The organism is Janthinobacterium lyxosi (genome assembly GCF_051380665.1).
In the GTDB taxonomy this organism is placed as follows: domain Bacteria; phylum Pseudomonadota; class Gammaproteobacteria; order Burkholderiales; family Burkholderiaceae_D; genus Janthinobacterium.
Map to the genome: position 1 here is coordinate 81,773 of NZ_JBNYXM010000019.1, position 24,976 is coordinate 106,748.

The 24,976-nt window shown below is 61.8% G+C and carries 21 protein-coding genes; 13 read left to right on the forward strand and 8 right to left on the reverse strand.

Going from position 1 to position 24,976, the window contains the following annotated elements; all coding sequences use genetic code 11:
• Positions 1 to 139 precede the first annotated feature (139 nt).
• Positions 140 to 640, reverse strand: a complete 501-nt coding sequence (locus ACQ4WP_RS19825; RefSeq protein ID WP_223278908.1) for a winged helix-turn-helix domain-containing protein — start codon at positions 638 to 640, stop codon at positions 140 to 142.
• Between the two features lie 486 nt (positions 641 to 1,126).
• Between ACQ4WP_RS19825 and ACQ4WP_RS19830 the strand changes: the two genes are divergently transcribed.
• The 7 genes from ACQ4WP_RS19830 to ACQ4WP_RS19860 all read left to right on the forward strand — a co-directional run bounded on the left by ACQ4WP_RS19830 (position 1,127) and on the right by ACQ4WP_RS19860 (position 8,192).
• A complete protein-coding gene (locus tag ACQ4WP_RS19830) occupies positions 1,127 to 1,363 on the forward strand; it encodes a hypothetical protein (RefSeq protein WP_436523601.1) in 237 nt (78 codons plus the stop codon).
• A gap of 407 nt (positions 1,364 to 1,770) precedes the next feature.
• A complete protein-coding gene (locus tag ACQ4WP_RS19835) occupies positions 1,771 to 2,772 on the forward strand; it encodes an ABC transporter substrate-binding protein (RefSeq protein WP_436523603.1) in 1,002 nt (333 codons plus the stop codon).
• A gap of 42 nt (positions 2,773 to 2,814) precedes the next feature.
• Positions 2,815 to 3,624 (forward strand): ABC transporter permease, encoded by an 810-nt coding sequence (locus ACQ4WP_RS19840; protein ID WP_436523605.1) that lies wholly within the window; start codon positions 2,815 to 2,817, stop codon positions 3,622 to 3,624.
• Between the two features lie 11 nt (positions 3,625 to 3,635).
• Complete coding sequence (locus ACQ4WP_RS19845) at positions 3,636 to 4,427, forward strand: ABC transporter ATP-binding protein (RefSeq protein WP_436523607.1); 792 nt, start codon at positions 3,636 to 3,638, stop codon at positions 4,425 to 4,427.
• A 72-nt stretch (positions 4,428 to 4,499) separates the two neighbouring features.
• Positions 4,500 to 6,395, forward strand: coding sequence for a sensor histidine kinase (locus tag ACQ4WP_RS19850; RefSeq protein WP_436523609.1), 1,896 nt, complete (start codon positions 4,500 to 4,502; stop codon positions 6,393 to 6,395).
• Positions 6,395 to 7,741, forward strand: coding sequence for a sigma-54-dependent transcriptional regulator (locus tag ACQ4WP_RS19855; protein ID WP_436523611.1), 1,347 nt, complete (start codon positions 6,395 to 6,397; stop codon positions 7,739 to 7,741). Before ACQ4WP_RS19850 ends, ACQ4WP_RS19855 begins: the two co-directional genes overlap by 1 nt.
• Positions 7,742 to 7,847: 106 nt before the next feature.
• Positions 7,848 to 8,192, forward strand: coding sequence for a hypothetical protein (locus ACQ4WP_RS19860; protein ID WP_436523613.1), 345 nt, complete (start codon positions 7,848 to 7,850; stop codon positions 8,190 to 8,192).
• Position 8,193: 1 nt separating this feature from the next.
• Here the strand turns inward: ACQ4WP_RS19860 and ACQ4WP_RS19865 are convergent, their stop codons facing one another.
• Positions 8,194 to 8,691, reverse strand: a complete 498-nt coding sequence (locus tag ACQ4WP_RS19865) for a hypothetical protein (RefSeq protein ID WP_436523615.1) — start codon at positions 8,689 to 8,691, stop codon at positions 8,194 to 8,196.
• 183 nt (positions 8,692 to 8,874) lie between these two features.
• On the opposite strand from ACQ4WP_RS19865, the gene ACQ4WP_RS19870 reads away from it, so the two are divergent.
• Entirely contained in the window at positions 8,875 to 9,555 is a 681-nt protein-coding gene (locus tag ACQ4WP_RS19870; RefSeq protein ID WP_436523617.1) for a hypothetical protein, read from the forward strand.
• 54 nt (positions 9,556 to 9,609) lie between these two features.
• Here the strand turns inward: ACQ4WP_RS19870 and pbpC are convergent, their stop codons facing one another.
• Both pbpC and ACQ4WP_RS19880 read right to left on the reverse strand, forming a co-directional pair.
• Positions 9,610 to 11,697, reverse strand: a complete 2,088-nt coding sequence (gene pbpC, locus ACQ4WP_RS19875; protein WP_436523639.1) for a penicillin-binding protein 1C — start codon at positions 11,695 to 11,697, stop codon at positions 9,610 to 9,612.
• Between the two features lie 20 nt (positions 11,698 to 11,717).
• On the reverse strand, positions 11,718 to 17,495 hold the full coding sequence (locus ACQ4WP_RS19880) for an alpha-2-macroglobulin family protein (protein ID WP_436523619.1): 5,778 nt from the start codon (positions 17,493 to 17,495) through the stop codon (positions 11,718 to 11,720).
• 473 nt (positions 17,496 to 17,968) lie between these two features.
• On the opposite strand from ACQ4WP_RS19880, the gene ACQ4WP_RS19885 reads away from it, so the two are divergent.
• Positions 17,969 to 18,994, forward strand: a complete 1,026-nt coding sequence (locus ACQ4WP_RS19885; protein WP_436523621.1) for an OmpA family protein — start codon at positions 17,969 to 17,971, stop codon at positions 18,992 to 18,994.
• A gap of 67 nt (positions 18,995 to 19,061) precedes the next feature.
• Entirely contained in the window at positions 19,062 to 20,009 is a 948-nt protein-coding gene (locus ACQ4WP_RS19890) for a YihY/virulence factor BrkB family protein (protein ID WP_436523623.1), read from the forward strand.
• A gap of 57 nt (positions 20,010 to 20,066) precedes the next feature.
• Here ACQ4WP_RS19890 and ACQ4WP_RS19895 read toward each other — a convergent pair whose 3' ends face one another.
• From ACQ4WP_RS19895 to ACQ4WP_RS19905, 3 genes are all read right to left on the reverse strand, one after another.
• Positions 20,067 to 21,266, reverse strand: a complete 1,200-nt coding sequence (locus tag ACQ4WP_RS19895) for an AI-2E family transporter (protein WP_436523625.1) — start codon at positions 21,264 to 21,266, stop codon at positions 20,067 to 20,069.
• 72 nt (positions 21,267 to 21,338) lie between these two features.
• The gene (locus ACQ4WP_RS19900; RefSeq protein WP_034786324.1) at positions 21,339 to 21,650 is read right to left on the reverse strand and encodes a BON domain-containing protein; all 312 of its coding nucleotides are present in this window, start codon (positions 21,648 to 21,650) and stop codon (positions 21,339 to 21,341) included.
• A gap of 81 nt (positions 21,651 to 21,731) precedes the next feature.
• Entirely contained in the window at positions 21,732 to 22,286 is a 555-nt protein-coding gene (locus ACQ4WP_RS19905) for a hypothetical protein (protein ID WP_436523627.1), read from the reverse strand.
• A gap of 265 nt (positions 22,287 to 22,551) precedes the next feature.
• On the opposite strand from ACQ4WP_RS19905, the gene ACQ4WP_RS19910 reads away from it, so the two are divergent.
• The 3 genes from ACQ4WP_RS19910 (at position 22,552) to ACQ4WP_RS19920 (ending at position 23,574) form a co-directional block, all read left to right on the forward strand.
• Complete coding sequence (locus ACQ4WP_RS19910) at positions 22,552 to 22,998, forward strand: outer membrane lipoprotein (RefSeq protein ID WP_070278587.1); 447 nt, start codon at positions 22,552 to 22,554, stop codon at positions 22,996 to 22,998.
• A 67-nt stretch (positions 22,999 to 23,065) separates the two neighbouring features.
• On the forward strand, positions 23,066 to 23,218 hold the full coding sequence (locus ACQ4WP_RS19915; RefSeq protein WP_071324612.1) for a DUF3309 family protein: 153 nt from the start codon (positions 23,066 to 23,068) through the stop codon (positions 23,216 to 23,218).
• Between the two features lie 44 nt (positions 23,219 to 23,262).
• Positions 23,263 to 23,574 carry a hypothetical protein gene (locus ACQ4WP_RS19920; RefSeq protein WP_436523629.1) on the forward strand — a complete coding sequence of 104 codons (312 nt, stop codon included), beginning with the start codon at positions 23,263 to 23,265 and terminating at the stop codon, positions 23,572 to 23,574.
• Here ACQ4WP_RS19920 and ACQ4WP_RS19925 read toward each other — a convergent pair whose 3' ends face one another.
• Positions 23,575 to 24,729, reverse strand: coding sequence for a patatin-like phospholipase family protein (locus tag ACQ4WP_RS19925; RefSeq protein WP_436523641.1), 1,155 nt, complete (start codon positions 24,727 to 24,729; stop codon positions 23,575 to 23,577).
• Positions 24,730 to 24,976 lie beyond the last annotated feature (247 nt).

Here is a 24,976-nt window from a genome sequence, read left to right on the forward strand (position 1 = left end):
CGGGCGGGCAGTCCAGCCCACATGGGGATGCTTGCAGTCTTTTCAATCAGACTGGATCAAAGAGCCGCGTGCAACGCCAAAAGCCGGGGTATCACCCGGCTTTCATTACAACGTTAACACATGACAAAACCGTCAGGTTTTACTCGGCCGATTTTTGCTGTGGGGCTCCAAACAAGGCAGCCACCAGCGGATCGCGCGTCACGGGACCGCGGTTGACGCGGATGGCGTAATGCGTGTCATCGGCCAGGATGTGGAAGTGGCGGCCGCTGCCTGCCATGCTTTGCTCGCGCAGGCCGGGACGGTCCTTGCGCGGTGGCGCGCCTTCGCGTTTTGGCTGGACGATGGCGGCCAGGAAGGCGCGCACGCGCTCAGGGTCTGGCGTCAGCTGGTACACTGCCTTGCCCAGGTAAGTGGCGGTGCCTTCGATGTAGCGGGCCAGTTCGATCACGCCCGCTTCGCGCAGGTCGCGGATGTATTTGCGGGCGCCCGATGGCGAAAACTTGAGGAACCAGGCGATTTCATCGGCCAGCATCTCGTGCAGCGACAATTCGCCGATCAGCTTTTGCATGTTTTCAATGCGGCGCAGGGTGGCCGACGTCGAACGCACGCGCTCGATCGGTGCCATGGAAATGGGATTCATGCGCTCCGGGGGGATAGGTGCTGCGCGTTCTACCATTTGCGAGCCTTTTTCGGGGCTACGAAGTTCCTGGTGCGCTGCCTTTAATTCGCTCTTCACGTGAGACTGAGTCATTGCATGCATTTGAATACTCCTTTTAAACGATTGCCGGTAGCCCGGATTGTTAAGTTCTTGGCAATTTTTATACCAGAACACCACAAATCCTGAGCGTCTGGGCACAGAATGCCATCCTGCTCTTCGCTGGTCTGTGCGTTAACGAACATTAGGAACAAGAAAGTGAAAAATATTGCCCTACTGAATTCTTTCCCTCATGGCATCTAAAAATGGCATCTAAAAAACGCTGCGCCCCACGCCGCACCCCCGTTCATGGCGCAAAGTGAAATAGCGAACAGAAGAGGAAGCTCCATTGCAATAAATTCAAGCTTCGCGCGCGCCGCCCGCCGCCCGCATCGCGATACTTCGTATTTCGACTCTTGCAAAGGAAACATCATGAAAATGCCTGCCCTGTTGGCCGCCGCCTTGCTCGTCACCCTGTCCGCCTGTAAGAAACCGGCTGAAGCGCCCCTGCCCGAAACGGCACCCAACCCCACTTCCGCCCCACAAGTGATGCCTGCCCCCGTCATGCCAGCCACGCCGGAAACGGGTCCGGGCCACGTGACGCCGCCTGCGCCGCTGACCGATCCCGCCACCGCTCCCGCCCTGCCGCCGGCCACAGCGCCGAAGTAAAGCCTGAAGACGAGGCCGCCGGACGGCGATCAATCAGGCGCCCGCGCGGCGCCATCCCTACTCCACGGGGGAGTTACGCGTTGCCAGCCTGTTTGCAACGCGTTTTTTTACGATTGGAGTCGGCTACGCCATGAAGGTTCAACGGCAGGCGCAGCGCCAGCCAGCATCTAACCGGCCGCCGACAATGCGGCAATCCGCACAGTCTTTCCCCTCGCCGTGCGGAAAGACGGAATATCGATATTTCCCATTTTCAATAGATTCAAATTAAACCTTTATAAACAATCACTTGCAATAAACGCCAAAATGCGCTCCACTGGCACGGAAGATGCTTTTATATTTTCATAACCGCCTCCAGAGCGGCAGCCTGACCCACTATATAAAACCATCTACTTTTTGGAGACAACAGCATGGCAAGCACCTTCCGTATCTCGTCCTTCCTGAACACCAAGGCTCTGGCCGTGGCCGTCGCACTGGCCGCGCAATTCCCGCTGGCCGTCCACGCCGCCGACCTGGTCCGCCTGGGCAACCTGAAATTCGCCCATTACGGCGCCGTCGCCTACATGAAGGAAATCGCACCGAAATACGACTTGAAAATCGAAGAACGCATCTTCGCCAAGGGCCTCGACATCGTGCCGGCCATGATCGCCGGTGAAATCGACGTCTCCGCCAGCGCGCTGGAAGCGGCCATCACGGGCCGCGCCACGGGCTTGCCCGTGTACCTGGTGGGCGGCTTCGCCAAGGGCGGCGTGCAGATCGTCGGGCGTCCCGACCTAAATATCAAGGGCATTGCCGACCTGAAAGGCAAGAAAGTCGGCGTCACGCGTGGCGGCCCGCAGGAAATCCTGCTGTTTGCCGAACTCACCAAGGCCAAGCTGACCTGGTCCGACAAGCCGGGCAAGGACGTACAGATCCTGTACATGGGCTACCCGGACCTGAACCAGGCCCTGCTGACCAAGGATATCGACGTCATGAGCCAGTCCGAGCCTTACTCCACGCAGGCGATCCACAAGAAATACGGCGCGGCCATCATCAAGCCGTATGACACGCCGTTGGGCGAGCCCGTGCGCGCTCTCGTGATGACGGAAAAGATGTACAAGGAAAAGCCGGCCGTGGCCCAGCGCTTCATGGATTGCTTCGTCGCTGCCACGCGCGCCTTCCTGGCCGACCCGAAACTGGCGGAAAAATACGTGCGCGAATCGATGTTCAAGAACCAGATCACGTCCGAGGATTACCGCGATGCCATCGACAACGCCATCTTCACGGAAGACATCACGCAAAGCCACGTCCAGCTGACCACCGACTACATGGTGAAATTCGGCGTGGGCCGCATGGCCAAGCCGCCTGCCGCCCAGGATTGGGTCAAGCTGGACATGCTGGAAAAAGCCAAGAAATCCCATGTACCACGCTAACCACGATCACGCTAATCTGAAAGTATCACGATGAATATTCAAATGATGAAACGCTTCGCGCACGGTGCCATCGTGCCCGTGGCCGTGCTGCTGTTCTGGCAGGCGCTGTCCACGTTTGGCTGGATCAATCCGCAAATCCTGCCCTCGCCCGTGGCGGTGGTCGTGAAGTGGTATGAATATCTGATCCCCATGGAAGCGTACACGCCTGAAGCGGGCAATTACCTGGTGTGGATGTTCTCCGGCGAACTGCCGCATGACGCCTGGGCCAGCCTGTCGCGCGTGCTGGGCGGCTTCGCCATCGGCGCCGGCCTGGCCTTGCCGCTGGGTCTGCTGATGGGCACCAACAAGACCATCTATAAGCTGTTCGACCCGCTGGTGCAAGTGCTGCGCCCGATTCCGCCGATCGCCTACATTCCGCTGGCGATTTTGTGGTTCGGCCTGGGCAACCCGCCCGCCTTCTTCCTGATCAGCATTGGCTCGTTTTTCCCCGTGCTGATGAATACCATCGCCGGCGTACGCCAGGTCGACGGCATCTACATCCGCGCCGCGCGCAACCTGGGCGCCAGCCAGATGACGATGTTCCGCCGCGTCATCCTGCCGGCGGCCACGCCCTACATCCTGGCCGGCGCGCGCATCGGCATGGGCACGGCCTTCATCGTCGTGATCGTGGCGGAAATGATCGCCGTCAATAGCGGCCTGGGTTTCCGCATCCTGGAAGCGCGCGAGTATTTCTGGTCTGACAAAATCATCGCTGGCATGTTTACCATCGGCCTGTTCGGCCTGGCCATCGATATCGCCATGAATGCCCTGAATAATCATTTGCTGCAGTGGCACCGCGGCCTGGAACACTGAGAGGAACGGCCATGACCACGATCAATATCAATGCAGTCAATAAAATCTTCACCACGGGCGGCGCGGACGTCATCGCCCTGAAGGATATCAACCTGGAAATCGCCAGCGGCGAGTTCATCTGCCTGCTGGGGCCATCCGGCTGCGGCAAGTCGACCCTGCTCAACGCCATCGCCGGCTTTTCCCAGCCGACATCGGGCCAGATCCTGGCCGGCGGCAAGCTGATCACCGAACCCGGTCCCGACCGCGGCATGGTGTTCCAGGAATATGCGCTATTCCCATGGATGAGCATCGAGAGCAATATCGCTTTCGGCCTGGAAATCGCCGGCAAGACACCGGCCGAGATCAAGGAGCGGGTCGACATGCTGCTGAGCATGCTGGGCCTGTCGGAATTCCGTGCCCGCTACCCGAAAGACTTGTCGGGCGGCATGCGCCAGCGCGTGGCCATCGCCCGCGTGCTGGCCCTCGACTCGCCCATCATGCTGATGGATGAACCGTTCGGCGCACTGGACGCCTTGACGCGGCGCAACCTGCAAGATGAATTGCTGAAAATCTGGAAAGTCTTCGGCACCACCATCGTGTTTGTCACGCACTCGATCGAGGAATCGATCTACCTGGCCGACCGCACCATCGTCATGACCTACCGTCCCGGCACCATCAAGCGCGACGTGGCCATCGACCTGCCCCGCCCGCGCGACCCGAGCGACCCCGAGTTCAACCGCCTCAAGCGCATGCTGGGCGAGATGGTGATGGAAGAGCAGCAAAGGCACCATAACGCCGAGACCATGGCAAGTACGGCAGACTGATAGTATGTCTGATTAGTTAGCACCGGGGCAGTGCCGTCTGGCCTGCCCCATCAACCCGACACACGGAGCACCATGGCATTCGGCAAATGGACCCTGAGACCTGCGCTCGGCCCCCTGCTGGCCGTGGGCTCGCTGGTCGTGCTGACGTGGGCCTCGTATGCCTGGGTCAAGCAGCGCCAGCTCGATGAATTGCACCGCACGCTCGATTCGCGCGCGGAACTGTATGCGGCGTCCATCGGCGGCGCCCTCAATAAATACGAATTCCTGCCCCTGGCCGTGGCCCAGAGCGATGCCGTGGCGCAACTGCTGGAGCAGCCCAGCGCCGACAAGGTCACGCAGATCAACGCCTACCTGGTCGACATGAACCGCCGCGCGGGTGCCTTTGCCGTGTACGTGCTCGATGACAAGGGCACGACCCTGGCGTCCAGCAACTGGCAAGATCGCAGCTCCTATGTGGGCGTCAACTACGGTTTCCGGCCCTACTTCAAGGATGCGTTCGCGGGCGGCATCGGCCGCTTCTACGGCATCGGTGCCTCCACGTTCGAGGCCGGCTACTTCATTTCGCAGCCCGTGCAGCGCAACGGACGCATCATCGGCATCGTCGCCGCCAAGGTCAACCTGGACTGGATCGAGCAATCATGGCGCACGCCCGGTGCGGGCGAGCAGATCTGGGTCAAGGATGCGAATGGCGTGATCATCCTGGCCACCACACAAGCCTTCAAGTTCAAGACCCTGGCGCCCCTGTCGCCGGCCGCCAAGAACGACATCAGCGAGCAGCGCCAGTTCCTGCAGGAAAACCTGCCCATCTTGCCGCACAAGGTGCTGCGCCAGTTCGCCGACGGTGCCAGCGTGATGACCCTGGAGCGCCCGCAGGCTGGCGACACGCCGGCCCTGTCCGGCAACGCCGACAAGGTGAACTACCTGGCCGTGAACCGCGCGCTGGGTCCGCTGCAATGGCAGATCACGGTGCTGGCCGAGCTCGACCAGGTCAACGAGGCGGCGCGCAACGCCGCCATCGCGGCCGCGCTGGGCTGGGCCTTGCTGCTGCTGGGCCTGATGTATGCGCGCCAGCGCCGGCGCCGCATCGCCGACAAGCTCAACGCACAGCAAACCTTGGCGCGCGCCTATGAACAGCTGGAAATCAAGGTCGAGCAGCGCACGGCCGACCTGGTGCACGCGAATGGCCGCCTGCAGGCGGAAGTGGCCGAACGCGAGCGGGCCGAGCAGACCCTGCGCTATGCCCAGGCGGAACTGGTGCAAAGCGGCAAACTGGCGGCCATCGGGCAGATGGCGGCCGGCGTCACGCACGAGCTGAACCAGCCGCTGGCCGCCCTGCAAACGTTTTCCGACAATGCCAAGGTCTTTTTGGCACGCGGCCGCATCGACGATGCGCTCGACAATCTGTCGACCATTTCCGACCTCGTCAAGCGCCTCGGCTATGTCACATCGCAACTGAAAGGCTTTGCGCGGCGCAGCGACGATGCCCGCAAACCCGTCAGCGTGCGCCAGGCCTTTGCGCAAACCATGCTGCAAATCCGCACGCGCAAGCATTCACAGCGGCTGACCCTGCATGAAAGCTGGCCCGACGGCGACATCATCGTGCTGTGCAACGCCATCGGCCTGGAACAGGTGTTTACCAACCTGATCACCAACGCCATGGATGCCGTGCCGGAAAGCGAGCCCGTGCAGATATGGTTCCAGGTGCGCCGCGAAGGCAAGCTCGCCGTGCTGCATATCACCGATAATGGCCCCGGCATCCCGCTGGCCTCGCTCGACAAGATCTTCGACCCTTTCTATACCACCAAGGAACACGGACTGGGCTTGGGATTATCGATCAGCGCAGGCATACTGCGCGCGGCCGGCAGCGCACTGGCGGTGCGCAACCGCAGCGCGCAGGAAGGGGGCGGCGCGCAATTTACCATCACCCTGAGCTGCGACCCGGGGGAGAGAGACGAAGGAAACATCTGATGCACGAGAATAATTTTGAAGGCATGCAAGTGCTGCTGGTGGAAGACGATGCCGTCGTGCGCAAGGGCGCCCGGCAATCGCTGGAACTGGCCGGCCTGCAAGTAACGGCCGTCGCCACGGCCGAAGAAGCGCTGCCCTACCTGGTGCCTGAATTTGCGGGTATTTTATTGAGCGATATCAAGCTGCCCGGCATGGATGGCTTGAAACTGCTCGATATCGCCGTGGCGCAGGATGCCAGCCTGCCCGTCATCCTCGTCACGGGCCACGGCGACGTATCGATGGCCGTGGGCGCCATGCGCCGTGGCGCCTACGATTTCATCGAAAAGCCGTTTTCCGCCGACTTGCTGGTGGAAGTGTGCCGCCGCGCGCTCGATAAACGCCACCTGGTGCTGGAAAACATGAACTTGCGCCGCCAGCTCGAGCAGCGCGTCGGCATCGAGGCGCGCATCGTGGGCCGCAGCGCGGCCATGGCCAAGGTGCGCCAGCTGGTGCTGAACCTGGCACCGAAATCGGCCGACATCATCATCCTCGGCGAAACGGGGACTGGAAAAGAACTCATTGCGCGCTGCCTGCACGACTTCAGCGAACGCCGCGACCACCCTTTCGTGGCGATCAACTGCGGCGCGCTGCCCGAATCGATTTTTGAATCGGAATTGTTCGGCCACGAGGAAGGGGCATTTACGGGCGCGCAGCGCCAGCGCATCGGCAAGATCGAATACGCCAACGGCGGCACCTTGTTCCTGGACGAAATCGAAAGCATGCCGCTGGCCCTGCAAGTGAAACTGCTGCGCGTGTTGCAGGAACGGCAGGTGGAACGCCTGGGTTCGAACAAACTCATTTCCGTCAATTTCCGCGTGATCGCCGCCGCCAAGGAAGATTTGAATGTATTGGCGGAACAGGGCAAGTTCCGTCCCGACCTGTATTACCGCCTGAACGTGGCCAGCCTGACCCTGCCGGCGCTGCGCAACCGGCGCGAGGATATTCCCCTGCTGTTCGAATTCTTCGTGCTGCAGGCGGCGCTGCGCTATGGCCAGCCGGCGGCCCTCGTCAGTGGCGAACTGATCGCGTCCCTGATGGCGCAGCGCTGGGCCGGCAATGTGCGCGAGTTGCACAATGTGGCCGACCGCTTCGTGCTGGGCTTGCTGGACGACACCCTGACCCCGGCCGGCTGCCGCGAGGCCTCGCTGGCCGAGCAAGTCGACACTTTCGAGATTTCCATCATCGAGGAAGCCTTGCGCCGCCACAATGGCAACGTCATCGATGCGGCTGCTGCCTTGAATATCCCGAAGAAAACCCTGTACGACAAGCTCAAGCGATTTGATATCTCGACAGAACAATTTCGATAATCATAGGCAAATAGCCGACACAGCCATGGGGCGGCGTCCTACCCGTGCGGGCGCTCTCCTGTGTGAAAATGCCAGCTCACATCAACACTTTGTACAGGACACTGCCATGAAAACCGCCGCTCTCTTGCTGACCGCCACCCTGATGACCGTGGGCGGCGCCTGGGTACAAGCCCAGTCGACGACGAATGTGAATCAGACAGGCAACCACACCAACAATCCGAATGATCCGGGCCAGAAATCGGATGCGTCCGACAAGCTCGACAACAAAGGCAAGCTGCTTCACGACGGCAAGGCCAGCAAAATCCGCACGGACAAACGCACGCGGCGTGGCAAGCCCACGGCCAACGCTGAAAACAAACCGCACAGCGGCGCCCCCACCGAGCCGCCAGCGTCCACACCGGCGGTACCCAGCATCCCCATCGCGCCACCGCCACCAGCGACGACGCGCTGAACTACAGCACGTGACGGTCGAACAGCCAGGTGCCGTAGCGCTCAACGAAGACATAGGTGTTGGAATAGTGGTGCTGAGTATTGCTCAAACCCACGAATTCGACCGTCAAGCTGATGGTCTGCGCGTCATGCACGGTCCAGTTCCATAATCGGCGCGCAAGAAAATAATTGTAATCGTTGACACGCGGCGGCTTAAGCAACGCCAGTTCGCCGTTGCGGGTCGTCACCATCCGTATCGCATGCGCAGGCTGGCGTACCGCGCCTGTTACCTGGAAAAAGACCAGCACAGGATTGATGGCCGCCTTGACGACCGCCAAGTCGTCGGCGCGGGTGATGGCGGACAAGTCCACGCGCCGCTTGAATTTCCGGTTGGGTGCCTGAGTCATGAAGCCCAGATCCAACGCGCCTGGCATCGGCGCCGGAGCGGCGCGCATAGCATAGGGCGCATCTTCCGCCTGCGCGGCTGACAGGGCGAGCGCGCCGCACAGCAGGGACAGCAATATCGATAATCGTAATGTCATTGGCTAACTCCTGCAACGATCCATGCCGCGAAACGCGCGGCCCGCTGATGCCAGTCGCAGGTGGTCCTGATGCCGCCCGCAGCTCGAGCATAAGGCAATCGAGCACGCGTGAACAGTAGCCGTACGCTATCATCGCATCATTAAAAAATAACAAGGATGGCAATGAAAGCAGTACGGCAAGCGATAGTGATGGTGGGCGTATTGGCGGCCGCGGGTGCACAAGCGGCGCCCACGGTGGGCGAGTGCATGGAGCTGACGACGGGCATCAAGTTCAGCAAGAACAATGGCGATGCGCAAGTCAACGTCGAGGAAACCTTCGAAGGCAAGAAACAAAAGGCCACGCAGCTGATCCTTGACGGCGGCGTACTGCTGGCCACCTCCTACCAGGACATCCGCGATGGCCAGGTATTCCTGACGGGCGCGGTCCACTACAATGAAGATGGCAGCGTGCGCAGCAAGAACGTGTACACGCCGCAGTCTGCCATCCCTGCCAACATGCGCCCTGGCCAGGAAGTGCGCGTGCAGTTCACGGACACGCAAACGAGCACCCACTACCCGCTGGCCGGCCTGTCCGACAAGATCACCACCTCCACGCGCACCGACAAACGCGATTTCTCGATCACCTTTCTCGGCTGGGAACGCCTGGAACTGGGCGGGCGCCGCTTCCCCGACGCCTGCAAGTTCGAACTGCGTGACGTCGGTGGAAAAAGCAAAGGCAAAAGCGGCGAATACGTGTGGTACGCGCAAGGTTACGGCGTGATCATGACGGACAAGATGGACCAGGATGGCGACGTTCAGCCGGCCTACCGCACCGCGCTGACGACAATCCTCAGCGCGCCGTAAACACTTTTTGACAATACTGCGCTAGAAGCTGGCCAAGGGCACGAATCACTCCGCCTAATTCAGCTGCGCCAGCGCATTCCCCCGCACCTGGAACGCCACCCTGGCCACCGTCTTGCCGGCGTCATCGACGAGGGCCAGCGCATGCTTGCCCGGCGCGGGGCGCCAGCTGATGCTCTCCGTTGCCGCGCCCATATCCTTGCCATCGAGCACCCAGCGCAAGCCATGGCTGCCCTGCGCCTGGAAGAACACGCGCTGCAGGGCGGGCGGGATGTCGGGGTCGATGGCGAGGATGCTGTCCTCGGCCGGATAGACGATGGCGGCTGGCTTCACGGTGTCGCCCAGCACGGCGATGACGGGGCTTTCCGTGCCGGCGATAAACCATTCGCGGCGCGGCGCTTCCAGCACGGGCTGATACGCCACCATCTGCTGCAGCACGCCGGGTGGCGCTTTCGGCGCATGGCTGGGCACATTCTTGTGCAGATAATCCATCACGTCGCGCCACACGGGTGCGGCGCCCGTCACGCCCGACACGTCCCACATGGGCTTGCCGTCGAAATTGCCCACCCAGACGCCCACCGTGTAGCGCGCCGAGTAACCCATGCACCAGTTGTCGCGCATGTCCTTGCTGGTGCCCGTCTTGACGGCGCTCCAGAAATTCGTCCCCAGTTCGTTGCGTAAACCAAAGGTCATGCTGCGCGCGGCGCGGTCGGCCAGGATATCGCCGACGATGAAGGCGGCGCCCGGTTCCATCACGCGGCGTTTATCCTTGCCCGCCTGCCCCGGCTGCAAGCCGGCGGTGCTGTACAAGCCACCGTTGGCCAGCGCGCGGTAGGCGTTGGCCAGTTCCAGCAGGGTCACTTCCGACGAGCCCAGCGCCAGCGAAGGGCCGTAATATTCGGCCGGTTCCGTCAGGCTGGACAGACCCACTTCCTTCAAGCGGTTATAAAAACCGTCCTGGCCCGTCAGCAGCACCGTACGCACGGCGGGAATGTTCAGGGAGCTGGCCAGGCTGGTGCGGGCACTGACATAACCTTTGAAGTTGCGGTCATAGTTTTGCGGCGCATACATGCCGGACGCCGTGGCGACGTCGAGCGGCGAGTCGTCCATGACGGAGGCGGCCGTCATCAAACGGCGTTCGATGGCCAGTTCATACAAAAATGGTTTCAGGGTGGAACCGGCCTGGCGCAGGGCCGCCACGCCATCGACATGGCTGCCGCCCGCATTGCCGACATAGGCGAGAATGTCTCCGCTGCGGTTGTCCAGCACGATGATGGCGCCATCGTTGACATTGCGCTCGCGCAAGGAGGCCAGTTGCTGGCGCAGGTTTTCCTGCGCAAAGCGCTGCAGGGGGCCATCGAGGGTGCTACGCACGGAGGCGCCTGATTGCTTGAGCAGCTGCTGCGCCACCTGCGGCGCCGGCGCGAGGTCGGCGTACAGGGCCGTGCGCTGCAAGGCCGTCTGCACGCGCTGGCCGATCAGCTGGCAACTGCTGTCCATACGCCACTCTTTCGCCAGCGCGCAGGCGCGCCGCGTAACGGTGGCTGGCGGCGCATTCGGCGCCCGCACCAGGCTGGCCAAAATGATGCCGTCCGTCTGGTTCAGGCCAGACGGCGCCTTGCCGAACAGGCTGTACGAGGCGGAGGCGATGCCTTGCAGCTCGCCGCGGAACGACACCAGGTTCAAATAGGCTTCGAAAATCTGCGCCTTGCTCCAGCTGTCTTCGATGGCCTGGGCGGCACGCATCTGGTCCCATTTCTGGCGCAGGCTGCGCCCGCCCGAGGACGCCTGCAAGTCCGCATCCAGCTGGCCCGCCAGCTGCATGGTGATGGTCGAGGCGCCCCGGGGCTTTTTCGAAAACAGATTGTCCCAGGCGGCCGTGGCCAGCGCAGACACATCCACGCCGCCATGGCGCATGAAACGCTGGTCTTCCGCCAGCAGCACGGCTTGCTGCACGGCGGGAGAAATATCGGCCAGCGGCACCCACGGCAGGCGACGCACTTTCATGTCCACGCGCAACGATTGCAGGGGCGCGCCGCTGCGGTCGAGCAATTGCGCTTCCGAACTGCGGTAGGCGGCCTGCACCTGGGCCGGCGTCAGCACCGCTTGCGCCAGCGCAAGGTTGCACGCCAGCGCGCCACACATGGCGGCAATCAACTTTCCCTTCACTGCCCCACCTTCACATTCGCATTCGGCGACTCGCCAAACATCTCGGGCGAATACATGGCTTCGATGCGCGTGGCCGGCAGGCTGAAGTCACCGGCGTTGTTCAGGCGCACCGTGTATTCCACGCTCCAGTTGCCCTTCGGCACGAAGGCGTAATACGCACGGAAAGCATCAAACGCCCGCTCCTCGAAGGTGGGCCAGACCCAGCCCGTGGATTTTTCGCCGACCGTCAGCAACTGCGAATCACGCCCGAGGCCATTGCCCAGCACCGTGGCGCTGGCGGGAATCGGATCGTCGACCACCACCCAGCTCATGTCCGCCTGCGCCGACAGATCCAGGCGCACGCGGTAGACATCGCCGCGCGACCATAGGTCAGTGGCTTTCTGCTCCACTGGCGTCATGGTTTTCTTGATCGTGTAACCGCTGGAAATGGGCGCCTTGAGCGGGATGGCCGCCAGGCTTTGCACGGTGGCCCACGGCTTGCCCGTGCCGCTATGCGCCAAGCCCAGGGTGTCGGTGCCCTTCGGCCAGGCTTGCAGCACGGGGCCGACCTTCGCCGCGCCATTCCACACGAGCGCTTGCGTATCGCCGCCCAGCTTCACGGCGCTGGCGCCCGTTACGGGTGTGGACTCGAACTTGGCCGAGAATTTGGCGATGGCCAGCGTGCCCCAGGCGTTGGCCACCGTGGTATCCCAGCGGCCCTTCTTCTGGCGGCCCATGCTGCCGCGCACCAGGCGGCCGATGTCATCCTTCCACGCCGGGTCATCCATCACGGCCAGCAGCAGCCGGTTGGCATTGACGTCGCCGGACACCATCAGCCACCACCAGTTATCCTTGCGCTCGGTGGAAAAGCCCATGGTCGTGCCCTGGAAGTTCAGGCGTGACCGCAAAATCTGCTGCGCCTCGGCCAGCAGCGCATCGCGGCGCGCCAGGCTTGGCGTGCGTTGCAGCAACAAGCTCCAGTCGATGACGGCGGACGTGGGCCACAGGTTCGGGCTGATGCTGATGCTCTCCAGGGCATCGGGCGGCACCTTGTTCGAACGCGACAGCGCTTCCAGTGCAGCGAGCTTACGCACGGCCAGGTCGGTCGTGGCCAGCGCCGAACGGCGCACGATGCGGCCTTGCACGAAGGCCGTCAAGGCTTCTTCCATGCGGTTTTTCGTCTGCTCGGGAATCGCATAGCCCGCTTCCCTTGTTGCCGACAACACATACGCCGTCAGGCTGTCGCTGCCCTGCTCCATGATGGGGAAGTATTTCAGCATGCCATCGCTGTCCAGGTAGGCGGGCAGGCTGGCGGCCAGCTTGTTCCACGCATCCTGATCTTGCAGGGCGATGGCCTTCGACGTATTTTGCTCGAAGCAGGTGTAGGGGTAGGCGGCCATGTATTCACGCACGCCGGGCAGCTCGCCACCCAGCTTGGCGACAAAGCTGGTCTGGATGCCGCCACGGCCCGGCAAGGCGCCGGCCGGCATCTGCACGGACATATTGATCGGCTTGTCGATTTGCAGCAAAGTAGCCTGATAGGTGCGCATGGGCGTCGCCTGGCCCACTTTTTGCGTGATTTTGAGTTTATCCGAGGTGTTGCCAAGCCCGCTACCCGCCTTCGCGACTATCTCCCACACGATATTCTGCGCGCCGAGCGGCACCTGGTAATCCCAGCCCACTTCGCGCGCTTCGCCCGCCGCCAACGTCAGGCTCTGGCGTGGCAAGGCCTTGCCAGCCGCACTGGCGTTGAGGTCCACACTCAAGGAGGCGGCCGAGGTGTTGCGCACGGTGAATCCCGCGCGCAACTGATCGCCTTCGCGCACCAGGGTCGGCAAGCCCGACATCAAGATCAAGTCTTGCGAGCTGCGGATGTCCGTGCTGCCCGTGCCGAACAATTCCTTGCCGGCACTGGCGATGGCGACGATGCGGAAAGCCGTCAAGGAGTCGTTCAGCGGCACTTGCACCGTGGCTTCACCCTTGGCATCGAGCTTGACGGTGCCCTTCCAGAACAACAGGGTGTCGAACAGTTCACGGCTGGCACCCTTGCCGCCGCCACCGCCGGCCGGGAAAGCCTTGCGGCCAAAGTGGCGCTTGCCGATCACCTGCATCTGCGCCGTCGCCGTTTCCACCTGCAGGCTGCGCTGCGCCATCATGGTATCTAACAGCTTCCAGCTATCGTTGGGCATCAATTCCAATAAACCTGTGTCGACGGCCGCCAGCGCCACTTCGGCGCCGGCCGGCAAGGCTTTACCGTCGGCGCGGCGCACGCGCACGGACACTTCCGCCTTGTCGCGCGTTTTATACACTTCCTTGTCGGACACCACCATCACGTTCAGCTCATGCGCCTGCCAACCCACGTTCAGGGGTGCGATGCCCATCTTGTAGGCCGGCTTGCCCAGGTCGACCAGGGCCGTCGGCTGCACGCCATCCACCCTGCCCCGCACGACAAACACGGAGACATACACATTCGGTGCGTAGTTCGGTTTGACAGGGATATTCACCACCGGTTCCCGGCCATTGAGCTGGCGCACATAGGTGTCGAGGATGCCTTCACGCTCGACCGTGATCAAGGCTGTGCCCGAACGAAACGGCATGCGCACCTGCAAGCTCGCTTCCTGGCCCGGCTCATAGCGTTTCTTTTCAGGCAGCACATCGATGCGGTCATTGTCGCTGGCGTTGAACCACCAGTCGCCGCTGCCGGCCACCCAGGTTTCGCGGTTGGCAACAGCCGCGTTGCCAGCACCATCCTGCGTGCGGGCGCGCAAGATCAAATTACCGCTGGCGGGCGCCTTCACGTCGCAGACGAGCAAACCCTTGTTGTCCGTCTTGCCAGTGCAGGCGGAGCCCAGCTTGACGATTTCGCTGCTGTTTTCATACGCATAGAAACCACCGATCAGGCGGCGGCGGTGCGAATAGCTGTTGCGCTGGAAGAAATCGACGGCCACGGCCGCATTCGCCACGGGCTTGCCATTGGTGCCCAACACGGCGACCGTGAACTTGAAGGCATCCTTGCTCAAGGCCCAGGCGTCGGGCTTGATGCCGATCACATAGTTCGATGGCCACAGCGGCACGCGCGTGGCGACCGAGGCCGTCTCGCCATTTGCATCCTGGAAAGCCATTTCCGCCACCAGGTCGCGCGGCGCGGACAGCTGCGGCAACTGGTCGATGACGATGCGCGCGCCGCCCGCCTTGTCCAAGGTCAAGCTTTGCGTGCGCGCCGCGGAAGCGCCAGCGCCGGGGCCGGCTGGTCCGCCATGGCCTTCATCCTGCCATTCACCCTCATCATCGTCGTAGCCCGTGCCCTGCTTGACCAGGCCTTCCTTCACGTCGCCATTGCTGAAGCTATAATCGGGATAGTCGGCAAAGGTGACGCTCTTGTCTTGCAGTACCGTGCGCAGCTTGACGGGTGCGTTGGTGGCGGCGCCGCCGGCCAGATACGTGATTTGCGCATCCAGGGCCAGCTGTTTCGCCTGCACGGCGGGCGCTTTCGGGCCCTGCAGCACGGCTTTCATGGTGGGCACGCGGAACGCTTCGACGCGGAAACTGCCGGATGGGCGGCCCGCCATCGTCACGCTGTATTCGCCCTGCTTGGCGTCGGCGGGAATGACCCAGTCGCTTTCCGCCGTGCCGCCGGCCGACCAGCGCAGGGGCAGCTGGTAGTTCTGGTCGCTGCCCTGGTGCGTGATGACGACGGAGGTGGCGCTGCCGGGGCCGTTGTTCTTGTCCACCAGGCGCATGCCCTCGCCCGTGTGCTTGCGGATGAAATGCTTCATGTGCACCGTTTCGCCGGCGCGCAGCAAGGTGCGGTCAAATACCGTGGCCAGCAAGGTGTTGTCGGCGCGCGTGTCGTCCGTGGGCAGGTTGAAACGCCAGGCTTCGATGCCGCCCACCCAGTCCGACAGGGTAAACGTCATGTCGCCGCTGCTGCGCGCACTGATAAAGTAGCGGCCATTGTTCTTGCAGCTGGAATTGGCCAGCTCGCCGGAGATGTGCGCCACGCCGTCCGCACCCGTGGCGCCTTGCCACAGCAGCTTGCCGGTGCAGTCGCGCACGGCCACTTGCGCTTTCGCAACAGGCGCACCCTTGTCCAGCGACGTCACCCACACGAGCGACGATTGCGCGCCATGCTTGAAGTGGGCCGCCAGGTTGGTCACCAGTGCGGCCGTGCGGATATAGGCCGTGGTGGGTTTGCCCAGCAGCACTTTGCCGAGGATGGGGCTAGCCAGCTCGACCACATAAAAGCCCGGTTTTTGCAGCGGAATGCCGATCACTTCAAAGGTTTTCTTGCCGTCCGGACGGGGCAGGCTGATGGGTCGCGTACCTGCCGCGTCCGCCAACACGGATTTGCTCATATTGCCCGCATATTGGGCGTACGGCTGCCAGTACTCGCCCGCAGCGCCATCGCCGGCCAGGCGCTGCATCCACTCGATGATGAACTTGTCGTCATTGTCGGGCACCCGCAAGGTGGCGCCTGTCGCGGCAGGCGCGGCGGTGGAGGCCGATTCCTTGGCGATTTCCTTACCGGTCAGCACGGGCTCGATATTGCGCACGGTAACGGGCAGCAAGCCGTCGCCCTTGGCTTCGATGATGCCGAACGGGGCCGGGAACTTCAGCAGCGGCGGCTGTTCGCCCGTGCGCACCGTCATGGGGAAGCGCGCGCGGTTGAGCAAGGCACGGCCCGCGTCGTCCGTCAGTTTCGGCGGCAGGTTCAGCACAAAGCTGGCTTGCACGGGAAAAGGACCGTTGAAGGTCACGTACTGCACGAATTCCGCTTTTTCCTCTTCCTTCGAGAGCGTCGGCGCATACGTCTTGCCGCCGCCCTTCAGAGTCATGGCACGCACCTGCGCCGCGCTCACGGGCGCGGAAAACTGCACGCGCATGGGCAGGAAGGGGATGCACTGCTCCTTCGGGTTGCTGCGTTCACAACTGAACTTGGCCGTGAAATCGGGACGCGTCTTGAACTGCAGGGTTTGCGCCTTGTCCGTGGCGATGCCGCTGGCGCTGGCGACGCCTACACCCCACACGAGCGACACCTTGGCGTTGGCGGGGAAGCTGCGCTTGCATTGCAGCACGGTAACGGGTAGCGGCGGCGCGCCCTTGCTGGCGACGGGCATGCCCACTTTCCACAGCGAGCCCCGCTTCTTGAAATACACGGTCAGGTAGCGGTCGAGAAAACTCTTGCGCAGGGTCAATACCTGCTCCAGTTCCTTGCCCACAAGCTGCCGCACGGGAATCTTTTCATTGATCCCATCGGCGCGGCAATACGCATTCGCGGCCACGCTGGCTTCGTTCGGCGCGGCATCGAGGCCCAGCACGAAGATCTGGTTTTCATCGATATACGGCTGGCCGTCATAGGGTACGGCCTCGACGATGGCCGGGCCGCCCGTGGAAAAGCGGTAGGACGTCGTTCCCTGCAAGGGCTTGCCCGCCAAGTCCTTCAGTCCCGCTTTTAAGGTGAAGTTACAGGCCACGCCGGCGGGCAAGTCGCGCTCGAAATCGTAGTTCCAGTTGCGCTCGTCGGCCCAGCGCCCGGCGCCCGCCACGACGGCAGGCTCGGCCTTGCCGCAATCGATGGCGAACGGCGCGGGCAAGCCCATGTCGCCGAACGGCACCATCGGCGTGGCGAACTGGGCCCGCACCTGGCGCACGGCCTTGACTGTGCCGCTGGGTGAAAACAGGGACACGCCGCTATCGGCCCAGACCGGCGTAGCCATGCCCAGCGAGAGCAGCAGACATAGCCAGCCCAGTTTGCCAGACAGCGGGGAAGAAAAAATACGGGGGTGGTCAGGCACGGGTGACTCCTTGATGAAAAGTGGCGGAGCTGGCTGCGGCACGTACAAGTTGCCCGGAGGAAGCCCGGCAAGGCAACAGAACGCGGCAGGAATACAACATCAATGTAATATTGGTTATCAAGCTCATCATTGTTGCTAATATACAGTGGCATGCTGGTAACAAGTCGTACGATTGCCTCTTGCCGCGGCGCCAGGAAGTGGTCGTGCCGGTAAAAATTCCACCGAGTAAATTAGTTTTTTTCAACATTAAAGTCTTTGTCGTGAATCTGCAACACCATTGATATACAACAATGCTTTGTGCGCTAACGCACCGACCTCGCGAACCTGGAATCGTATTCTCTAGTCCAACAGCAGTGCATTTATCGCAAGACGGGCGCACCTGGAGTTGTTGTCTATCTCATGCAATAGCACGTGTAACAAGATGTCGCTTTGATGCTGTAGAGAAAATCTCTTATCAACGTTGGGAGTTACTTGTGAATAATCTAAAAAAAATCGCCGTTGCCGCCGCAGTCCTGTGCTCCGCCCTCGGCGCACAGGCCCAGGAAATCAATCCCTCCTGGTATATTCAACCTAGCATCAACGCACTCAAGCCAGATTCCGACTTTGCCACGGATAAAACCGGCTATGGCGCAGGCTTGCGTTTCGGTAAGCCTGTTTCCCCGGACTGGGATATCCAGCTGGGCACCACGTACGCCCGCTCCAAGGATGGCGGTCAGCGCTACCAGCAAAATACGCTGGGCGTAGACGGCCTGTACATGTTCTCGCGTAAAGCCTTCCGTCCCTTCCTGCTGGTGGGTGCCGGCATGCAGCGCGACAAGGACACCAGCTTCGCCTTCGGCGAACGCAGCAAGAGCTCGCCATACGCCAGCGTGGGCCTGGGCTTCCAGTCCACGATCAACGATCAATTGTCGTTCCAGGCTGACGTGCGCAATGTGCATGGCTTCCTGCGCGGCAATACCTTCGATCCGAGCAGCAAGTCCAACAACTACTATGTCACCGTGGGCCTGAACTTCGCGTTCGACAAACCGCCTGCACCGCCACCACCACCGCCGCCACCGCCAGTACGCGAGGAAGTCGTCGTGGTCGTGCCACCACCACCACCGCCACCGCCACCACGCTTTGAAAAAGTGACGATGGCAGCAACGGAACTGTTCGCGTTCGACAGCGCCAAGCTGGGTCCGACACAGACCAAGCTCGACGAAATCGCCCGCGTGCTGAACGCAGCGCCGGACGTCAACAACGTCGTCATCAGTGGTTATGCCGACCGCATCGGTACGCCCAAGTACAACCTGAAACTGTCGCAGCAGCGCGCTGATGCAGTCAAGGAATACCTGGTCGGCCACGGCGTCGCGGCCAACCGCCTGACGGCCGAAGGCAAGGGCTCCACCAATCCTGTCGTCACTTGCGATAACAAGAAGCGTGCCGACCTGATCAAGTGCCTGGAACCAAACCGCCGCGTTGAAGTGGAACAGATCACTATTGAACGCCGCGTACAATAAGCAATACCAGTGGTACGCCACTAGTTAAAAAAGGGGCTGCGGCCCCTTTTTTTCATTGAAAGCCACCATGAATTTTTCTACCCGCTATCCGAAACTGGCCAGCCTGGCGCCGTTCAGCAAGCAGATGCGCAGTGTCATCGTCTGTTCCGTCACCGAATGGCTGGAACACCGCGCCTCGAGCAAGGGCGCCGCCCTCGCCTATTACACCCTGTTTTCCATCGCTCCCATCCTCGTGCTGGTGATCGCCATCGCCGGCTTTTTCTATGGCCCGGCCGCCGCGCGCGGCGAGCTGATGGGGCAATTGCAGGGCTTGCTGGGCACGCAGGGCGCCGAAGCCATCCAGCTGGTGCTGGCCGGCGCGAAGAACCATGAACAGGGGCGCATCGCCACCCTCATCGCCAGCGCCCTGCTGCTGTTTGGCGCCACCAGCGTGTTTGCCGAACTGAAAGCCAGTCTCGATGAAATCTGGCAAGTGCCGCCCCTGAAGGAAGCGGGCGCCTGGGACATGCTGCGCACGCGTTTGCTGTCTTTTGGCCTGGTGCTGGTGCTGGCCTTCCTGCTGATGGTGTCGCTGGTGGTCAATGCCGCCATGGCTATCCTCGCCAACTTCTGGGAAGGCGTGTGGAAGGACACGGCCGTGCTGTTTACCATTTTGTCGAACCTGATCGGCTTTGCCGTCATCGCCAGCCTGTTTGCCGTCATCTATAAAATGCTGCCGCGCGTGCGCCTGTCCTGGCGCGACGTGCTGATCGGTGCCGTGGGCACGGCCTTCATGTTTTCACTGGGGAAATATGCGATTGGCGTGTATATCGGCAATAGCGGCGTGGCCAGCAGCTATGGCGCAGCCGGTTCGCTGGTGGCCCTGCTGCTGTGGGTGTATTACTCGGCGCAAATTTTCTTCCTGGGTGCCGAATTCACGCGCCAGTTCGCCCTGCAACTGGGCAGCATGAAGGACATGCCGAAAACGGAAGACGGCGATGTGCAAGTCAAGATATTGAAACACCACCAGTCCTGATTGCCTGCCCCAACATGCAACAACGGCGCCCGCGGGCGCCGTTGGCGTTGCCGCACGCTATTCGCCCAGCAGCTCGGCCACCGCTTCCATGCCCTGCACACGCTCGGCCACCACCTTCACGATGACGATGATGGGCACGCCCAGCAGCAAGCCCCAGACGCCCCACAGCCAGCCCCAGAACAGCAGGCTGATGAAGACGGCAGTGGGATTCATGCGGGCGATGCGCCCCGTCATCCAGGTGGTGACAAAGGTGCCCACCAGGGTGGCGATGGCCATCGACGTGCCCGTCACCAGCAAGACCATTTCCAGCGATTCGAACTGCAAAAAGGCCACCATCCCCGTGGCGATGGTGATGAGCAAGGGGCCGAAATACGGCATGATATGCAGCAAGCCGGCCACGATGGCCCAGGCGCCCGCGTTTTCCAGGCCGATCACGCGCAGGGCGATCCACATCAGCAGTGCCAGCAAGCCATTCGTGACGAGCAGCATGAACATATAGTTCTGGATCGAGGTATTGATATCTTCCAGGATGTGCACGGTGACCTTCTTGCGGCTCAACGACGGGCCCGTCAGCTTGACGAGCTTGCGCTTGAAGGTATTGCCCGACAGCAGCAGGAAAAACACGAGAAAGATGACCATGGCGGCCTGGCTGAGGAAACCCACCAGGCCCAGCGAGCCGGCCCAGACCCAGTCCATGATCTTGAAATTCGGTGCGTCCGGCGCGGTGGCGGCGCGGCGGATATTGCGGCGCGCTTCGGCGCCAGCGGCCACTTGCTCGATTGCATTGGCCACGGCCTGCATCTTCTGGAAGGTGCTGTTCTTGCCACCCGTGTTCTCGGCGATCAGTCGCGACAGTTTCTGTGTGGCGGCCGGCAACTCTTCAACGATGGATTCAAATTCGCCCTGCACGCGCTCGATCACGACGACGGAGCCGAACAGGATCAGGGCCGTGACGGCGGTAGCGCCGATGGCGCGCGGCAGGCGCAGTTTTTCCAGCCAGGCGACGACGGGATTGAGGGTGTAGGCAATAAAAATGCCGAAGATGACGGGAATGAGGAATTTCTGCGCCCATTGCAGCGCGTAGATGAAGCTGACAGTAGCGATGATGCCCAAGGCCAGACCGCGCGCATTGACATGCAGCGGCAAGCGCAAGGATCCGTCCAACTGCTCCACGGGCGCGCCGGGAGCTGGCCCGGTAGGCTCGATGGAGGCAGCCGCCACAGGCTCGGGCGGGGTATCTGTAGGCTGGATATGCATGCGATTCCCGCGACGGTCGGTGGAGGGCCACAGCGCCAGCCATCGGGCCGGACGCTGCGGCAGGTCATGCCATTACTTGACGCGGATGTCGTTTTTCACCGACTTCACGCCCTTGACGCCACGGGTAATTTCGCCCGCTTTGGCGGCATCAGCTGGCTGGGCCACGAAGCCGCTCAGCTGAACCACGCCCTTGAAGGTTTCAACGTTGATTTCCGTCGATTTCAGGGTAGGCTCGTTGAAGATGCTGGCTTTGACTTTGGTGGTGATGGCCGCGTCGTCGATGTATTCGCCCGTGCCTTCTTTGGTTGGGGTCGAAGCGCAACCTGCAACGGCGAACAGGGAAGCGACGAAAAGGCCAGTAGCGATAGATTTAGTGAATTTCATGGTTTTTCCTTAGGAGTGGTCAATCAATGTGCTCACAATGAGCTTCTTATACCAATCTGGTGACTGCGCGCCGGAGGGAGCTCAGTAGCCAAACTGGGTTTTTGCAGCCTTGATACAGTCATCCTTGGCTGCGCCGGCTAATGCATCGCATTTTTCTGTCGCGACCTTGTACTCGGCTTTTCTCTTTGCTTCACGCGCATCGCTGCGCGCTTCGATGACTTTCTTGTCTGCCTTGGCATCGGCCAGGGCCGCCACCTTGGTGGACTTGGCCAGCTTGACGCAAACATCCTTGCCGTTGCCCGTCAGCGCATTGCAGCGGGCCAGGTCGACGTCGTAGTTGGCATCGGCAATCTTGATGCGCGCCTTGGTGTAGGCGCGCAGGGTATTCGTATATTGCGCCTGAGCAACTGCTTCATCGTAGGTGCGCACGGCCTTCGCTTCGGCGATGCAGACATCCTTTGGGTTGCCCGTGATTTTTTCGCATTCCGCATGCGCCAGCTTGTAATTCAGGCCCGCCTGTTCGTTGGCCGCCTTGTAGGCTGCTTTCGCTTCCGGCGTGGCGGCCACTGCCTGGCCGCCCCAGGCGGCGCAGGCCAGGCTGACGACGATGGCGGTGAAGAGCTTATTCTTGTTCATGTATTTCTCCCTGGTGGTGACAAGCATGTCTGCTTGGCATGACTACCGTTTTACGTGGATCGCCGCCACTCCTCTGTACGCTGCCGTACACAAGTAATTTATTTTGAAAGCAGGAGGCAGACAGGGAGAAATAACAACGTTTTGATGCATCGCATTCGCCAAAAATACCATTTCGACACGAAATAAGTGCGTGCGGCAGCGTACAGACCGGAAACAGGGGCGTGACTAAGATGGCACTACACCCTCACCTCGTCAGGAGAATAAAATGAAAACCAATGCCACCTTGGCCGCACTGATGCTCGCCGCCACCGCCGTACTCAGCGGTTGCGCCACCGGCCCTTCCCAGTCACAACAATACTACCCGGCCAACCAGCCTGAGTCCGCCATGTACGGCACCGTCGACTCCATCCAGATCGTGCAAGGTGGCGGTCAAACCAGCGGCGCCGGCGCCGTGGTCGGCGGCATCGCCGGTGCCCTGCTGGGCAATACCATCGGCTCGGGCGGCGGACGCACGGCCGCCACCGTGGCCGGCGCCGTCGCCGGCGGCGTGGTCGGCAACCAGGTGGAGGGCCGCAGGCAGCAAGCACAGGCCTACCAGATCAGCGTGCGCCTCGACAACGGCGAGTACCGCACCGTGGTGCAGGACAACGCGAATGACTTACGCCCAGGCAACCGCGTACGCGTCGTTGACGGCCGCGTCTACCGCTATTAATTCTCGGCGGACTTTGCCAGCAGGCATCCACCATCCCGCATGCGTCGTACGATAACAAGGAGTTGCCATGGGCACCATCATTCTGGTCATCTTGATCCTGGCCCTGGTCGGCGTCCTGCCTACCTGGCCGCATAGCCGCAACTGGGGTTACGGCCCCAGCGGCATCGCCGGCCTGGTCGTCGTGATACTGATCCTGCTATTACTGACGGGCAGGTTGTAAAAAAAGGCGCTGCGGCGCCTTTTTTATTTCATGGAGGAAATATCATGACACACCGACTCACTCCCCCGGCGCTGGCCCTCGTGCTGGCATGCAGCCTGGCACCATTCAGCCAGGCACAAACCGCTACACCGCAAGCGGGCGATCCGGCCCGCTGGTACCAGGAAGACAGCACGGCGCAAGCCCAGTTGCGCACCTTGCGCAAGGAAATCGCCGCGGCCCTGGCCGAGGCAAAAAAAGCCTGCCGTGTGGAACCGTCCGCCACGCGGGCCACTTGCCTGAAGGATGCGCAAGACACTTACCGGCAAGACATGGCGAACGCTGAAAAACTGCGCGCAGCGGCCCATCCGCAGCCTTGATCAGGCGGCGTCACGCTCGTAGGGCGGTAACTCGTGTACCACCAAGGGCGTGTCTTCCGTGACGAAGGCCAGCCAACCGGCCGCCTTGATCGCGCGCAAGGCGTCCTGGTAGCCCTGCTCCCAGCGCCACTCGATGGAGCCCCTGGAGAAATTGATATCCTTGGCCGCCATGTGCCAGTCGCGCCCCGCATACGGCAGGCGCACGATGTGCATGGTGCTGTCGCAGCCCAGCGCTACCAGTTCTTCCGTCTGTTGCCGGTTGTGCGCGTCGTCGGGCAGCTTGGCGTAGAGTTCGCGCAATTTGTGCTGCAAGGTATGCGTATAGACGTAATCTTCGATATGCCGCTTCGAGCGCGACGCGAAGGTGACGTCTTTTTGCCGCGTCTGCACCTCATCGAGGGTGGTCGGCTCCGGGCCTTCCGAGCTCCACAGGTCGACCATGAAGACCAGGGTATCGACGTGGGGTGTGTCGTCGAGCACGGTTTCCAGCGGCGTATTCGAATACAGGCCGCCATCCCAGTACAGGTCGCCATCGACGCGCACACCTGCAAAGCCGGGCGGCAAGGCGCCGCTGGCGCGGATATGGTCCGCCGTCAGCGGCTGCTGCTGGCTGTCGAAACAGGTGAGGCTGCCGCATTTGACGCGCAGGGCGTTGACCGTCAGGCGCATGCCGCCGGGCTGGTTCAGGTAATCGAAATCGACCAGTTCCTCAAGGGTGCTGGCCAGCTCGCTGGTGTCGTAATAGCTGGCTTCTTCCGGCTTGACGGCAATTCCTGCCGGGAACAGGCTGAACGAACGCGGCTTGAAGAAGCCGGGCACGCCGCGCAGCACCGTATCGAGCGTGGCCAGCCAGATGTTCGAGCGGCGCTGCTGGTCTGACACGAGGTTCATGTCGATACTGTCGCGGTGCGCCACGCGCTGCCAGAACTGTTTTAGCCGCACCAGCCTGTCCTCGTGCTTGTTGCCGGCCAAAATGGCCGCATTGATGGCGCCGATCGAGGTGCCCACCACCCAGTCGGGTGCCAGGCCATGTTCGTGCAAGGCGTGATAGACGCCGGCCTGATAGGCGCCCAGCGCGCCGCCGCCTTGCAGCACCAGCACGATGCGCAGGCGCGAGGGATTTAACTGATTGATCGCTGTCTTCGAATTCGTCATCAAGATGGCCCCTCTGTCCGCCGCGCGGAATGCGGCGTGAATCATTGTAAGGGATTGTGTCCGCGCTTGCGTGTGCACGTGCCGGACGTTGCGTACGGGATCGGGTAGGAGGCGGGGTTGCCCCCGCCGTCTCCCACAACACCGGACGTACGGATCACGTATCCGGCGTTTCCTGACTACTGGGTTGCCCCAGCGAGCTTGGTTTCGTGCGTCGTGTCGCCTGTCGGTCTGCAAGCACCTCGGTTAC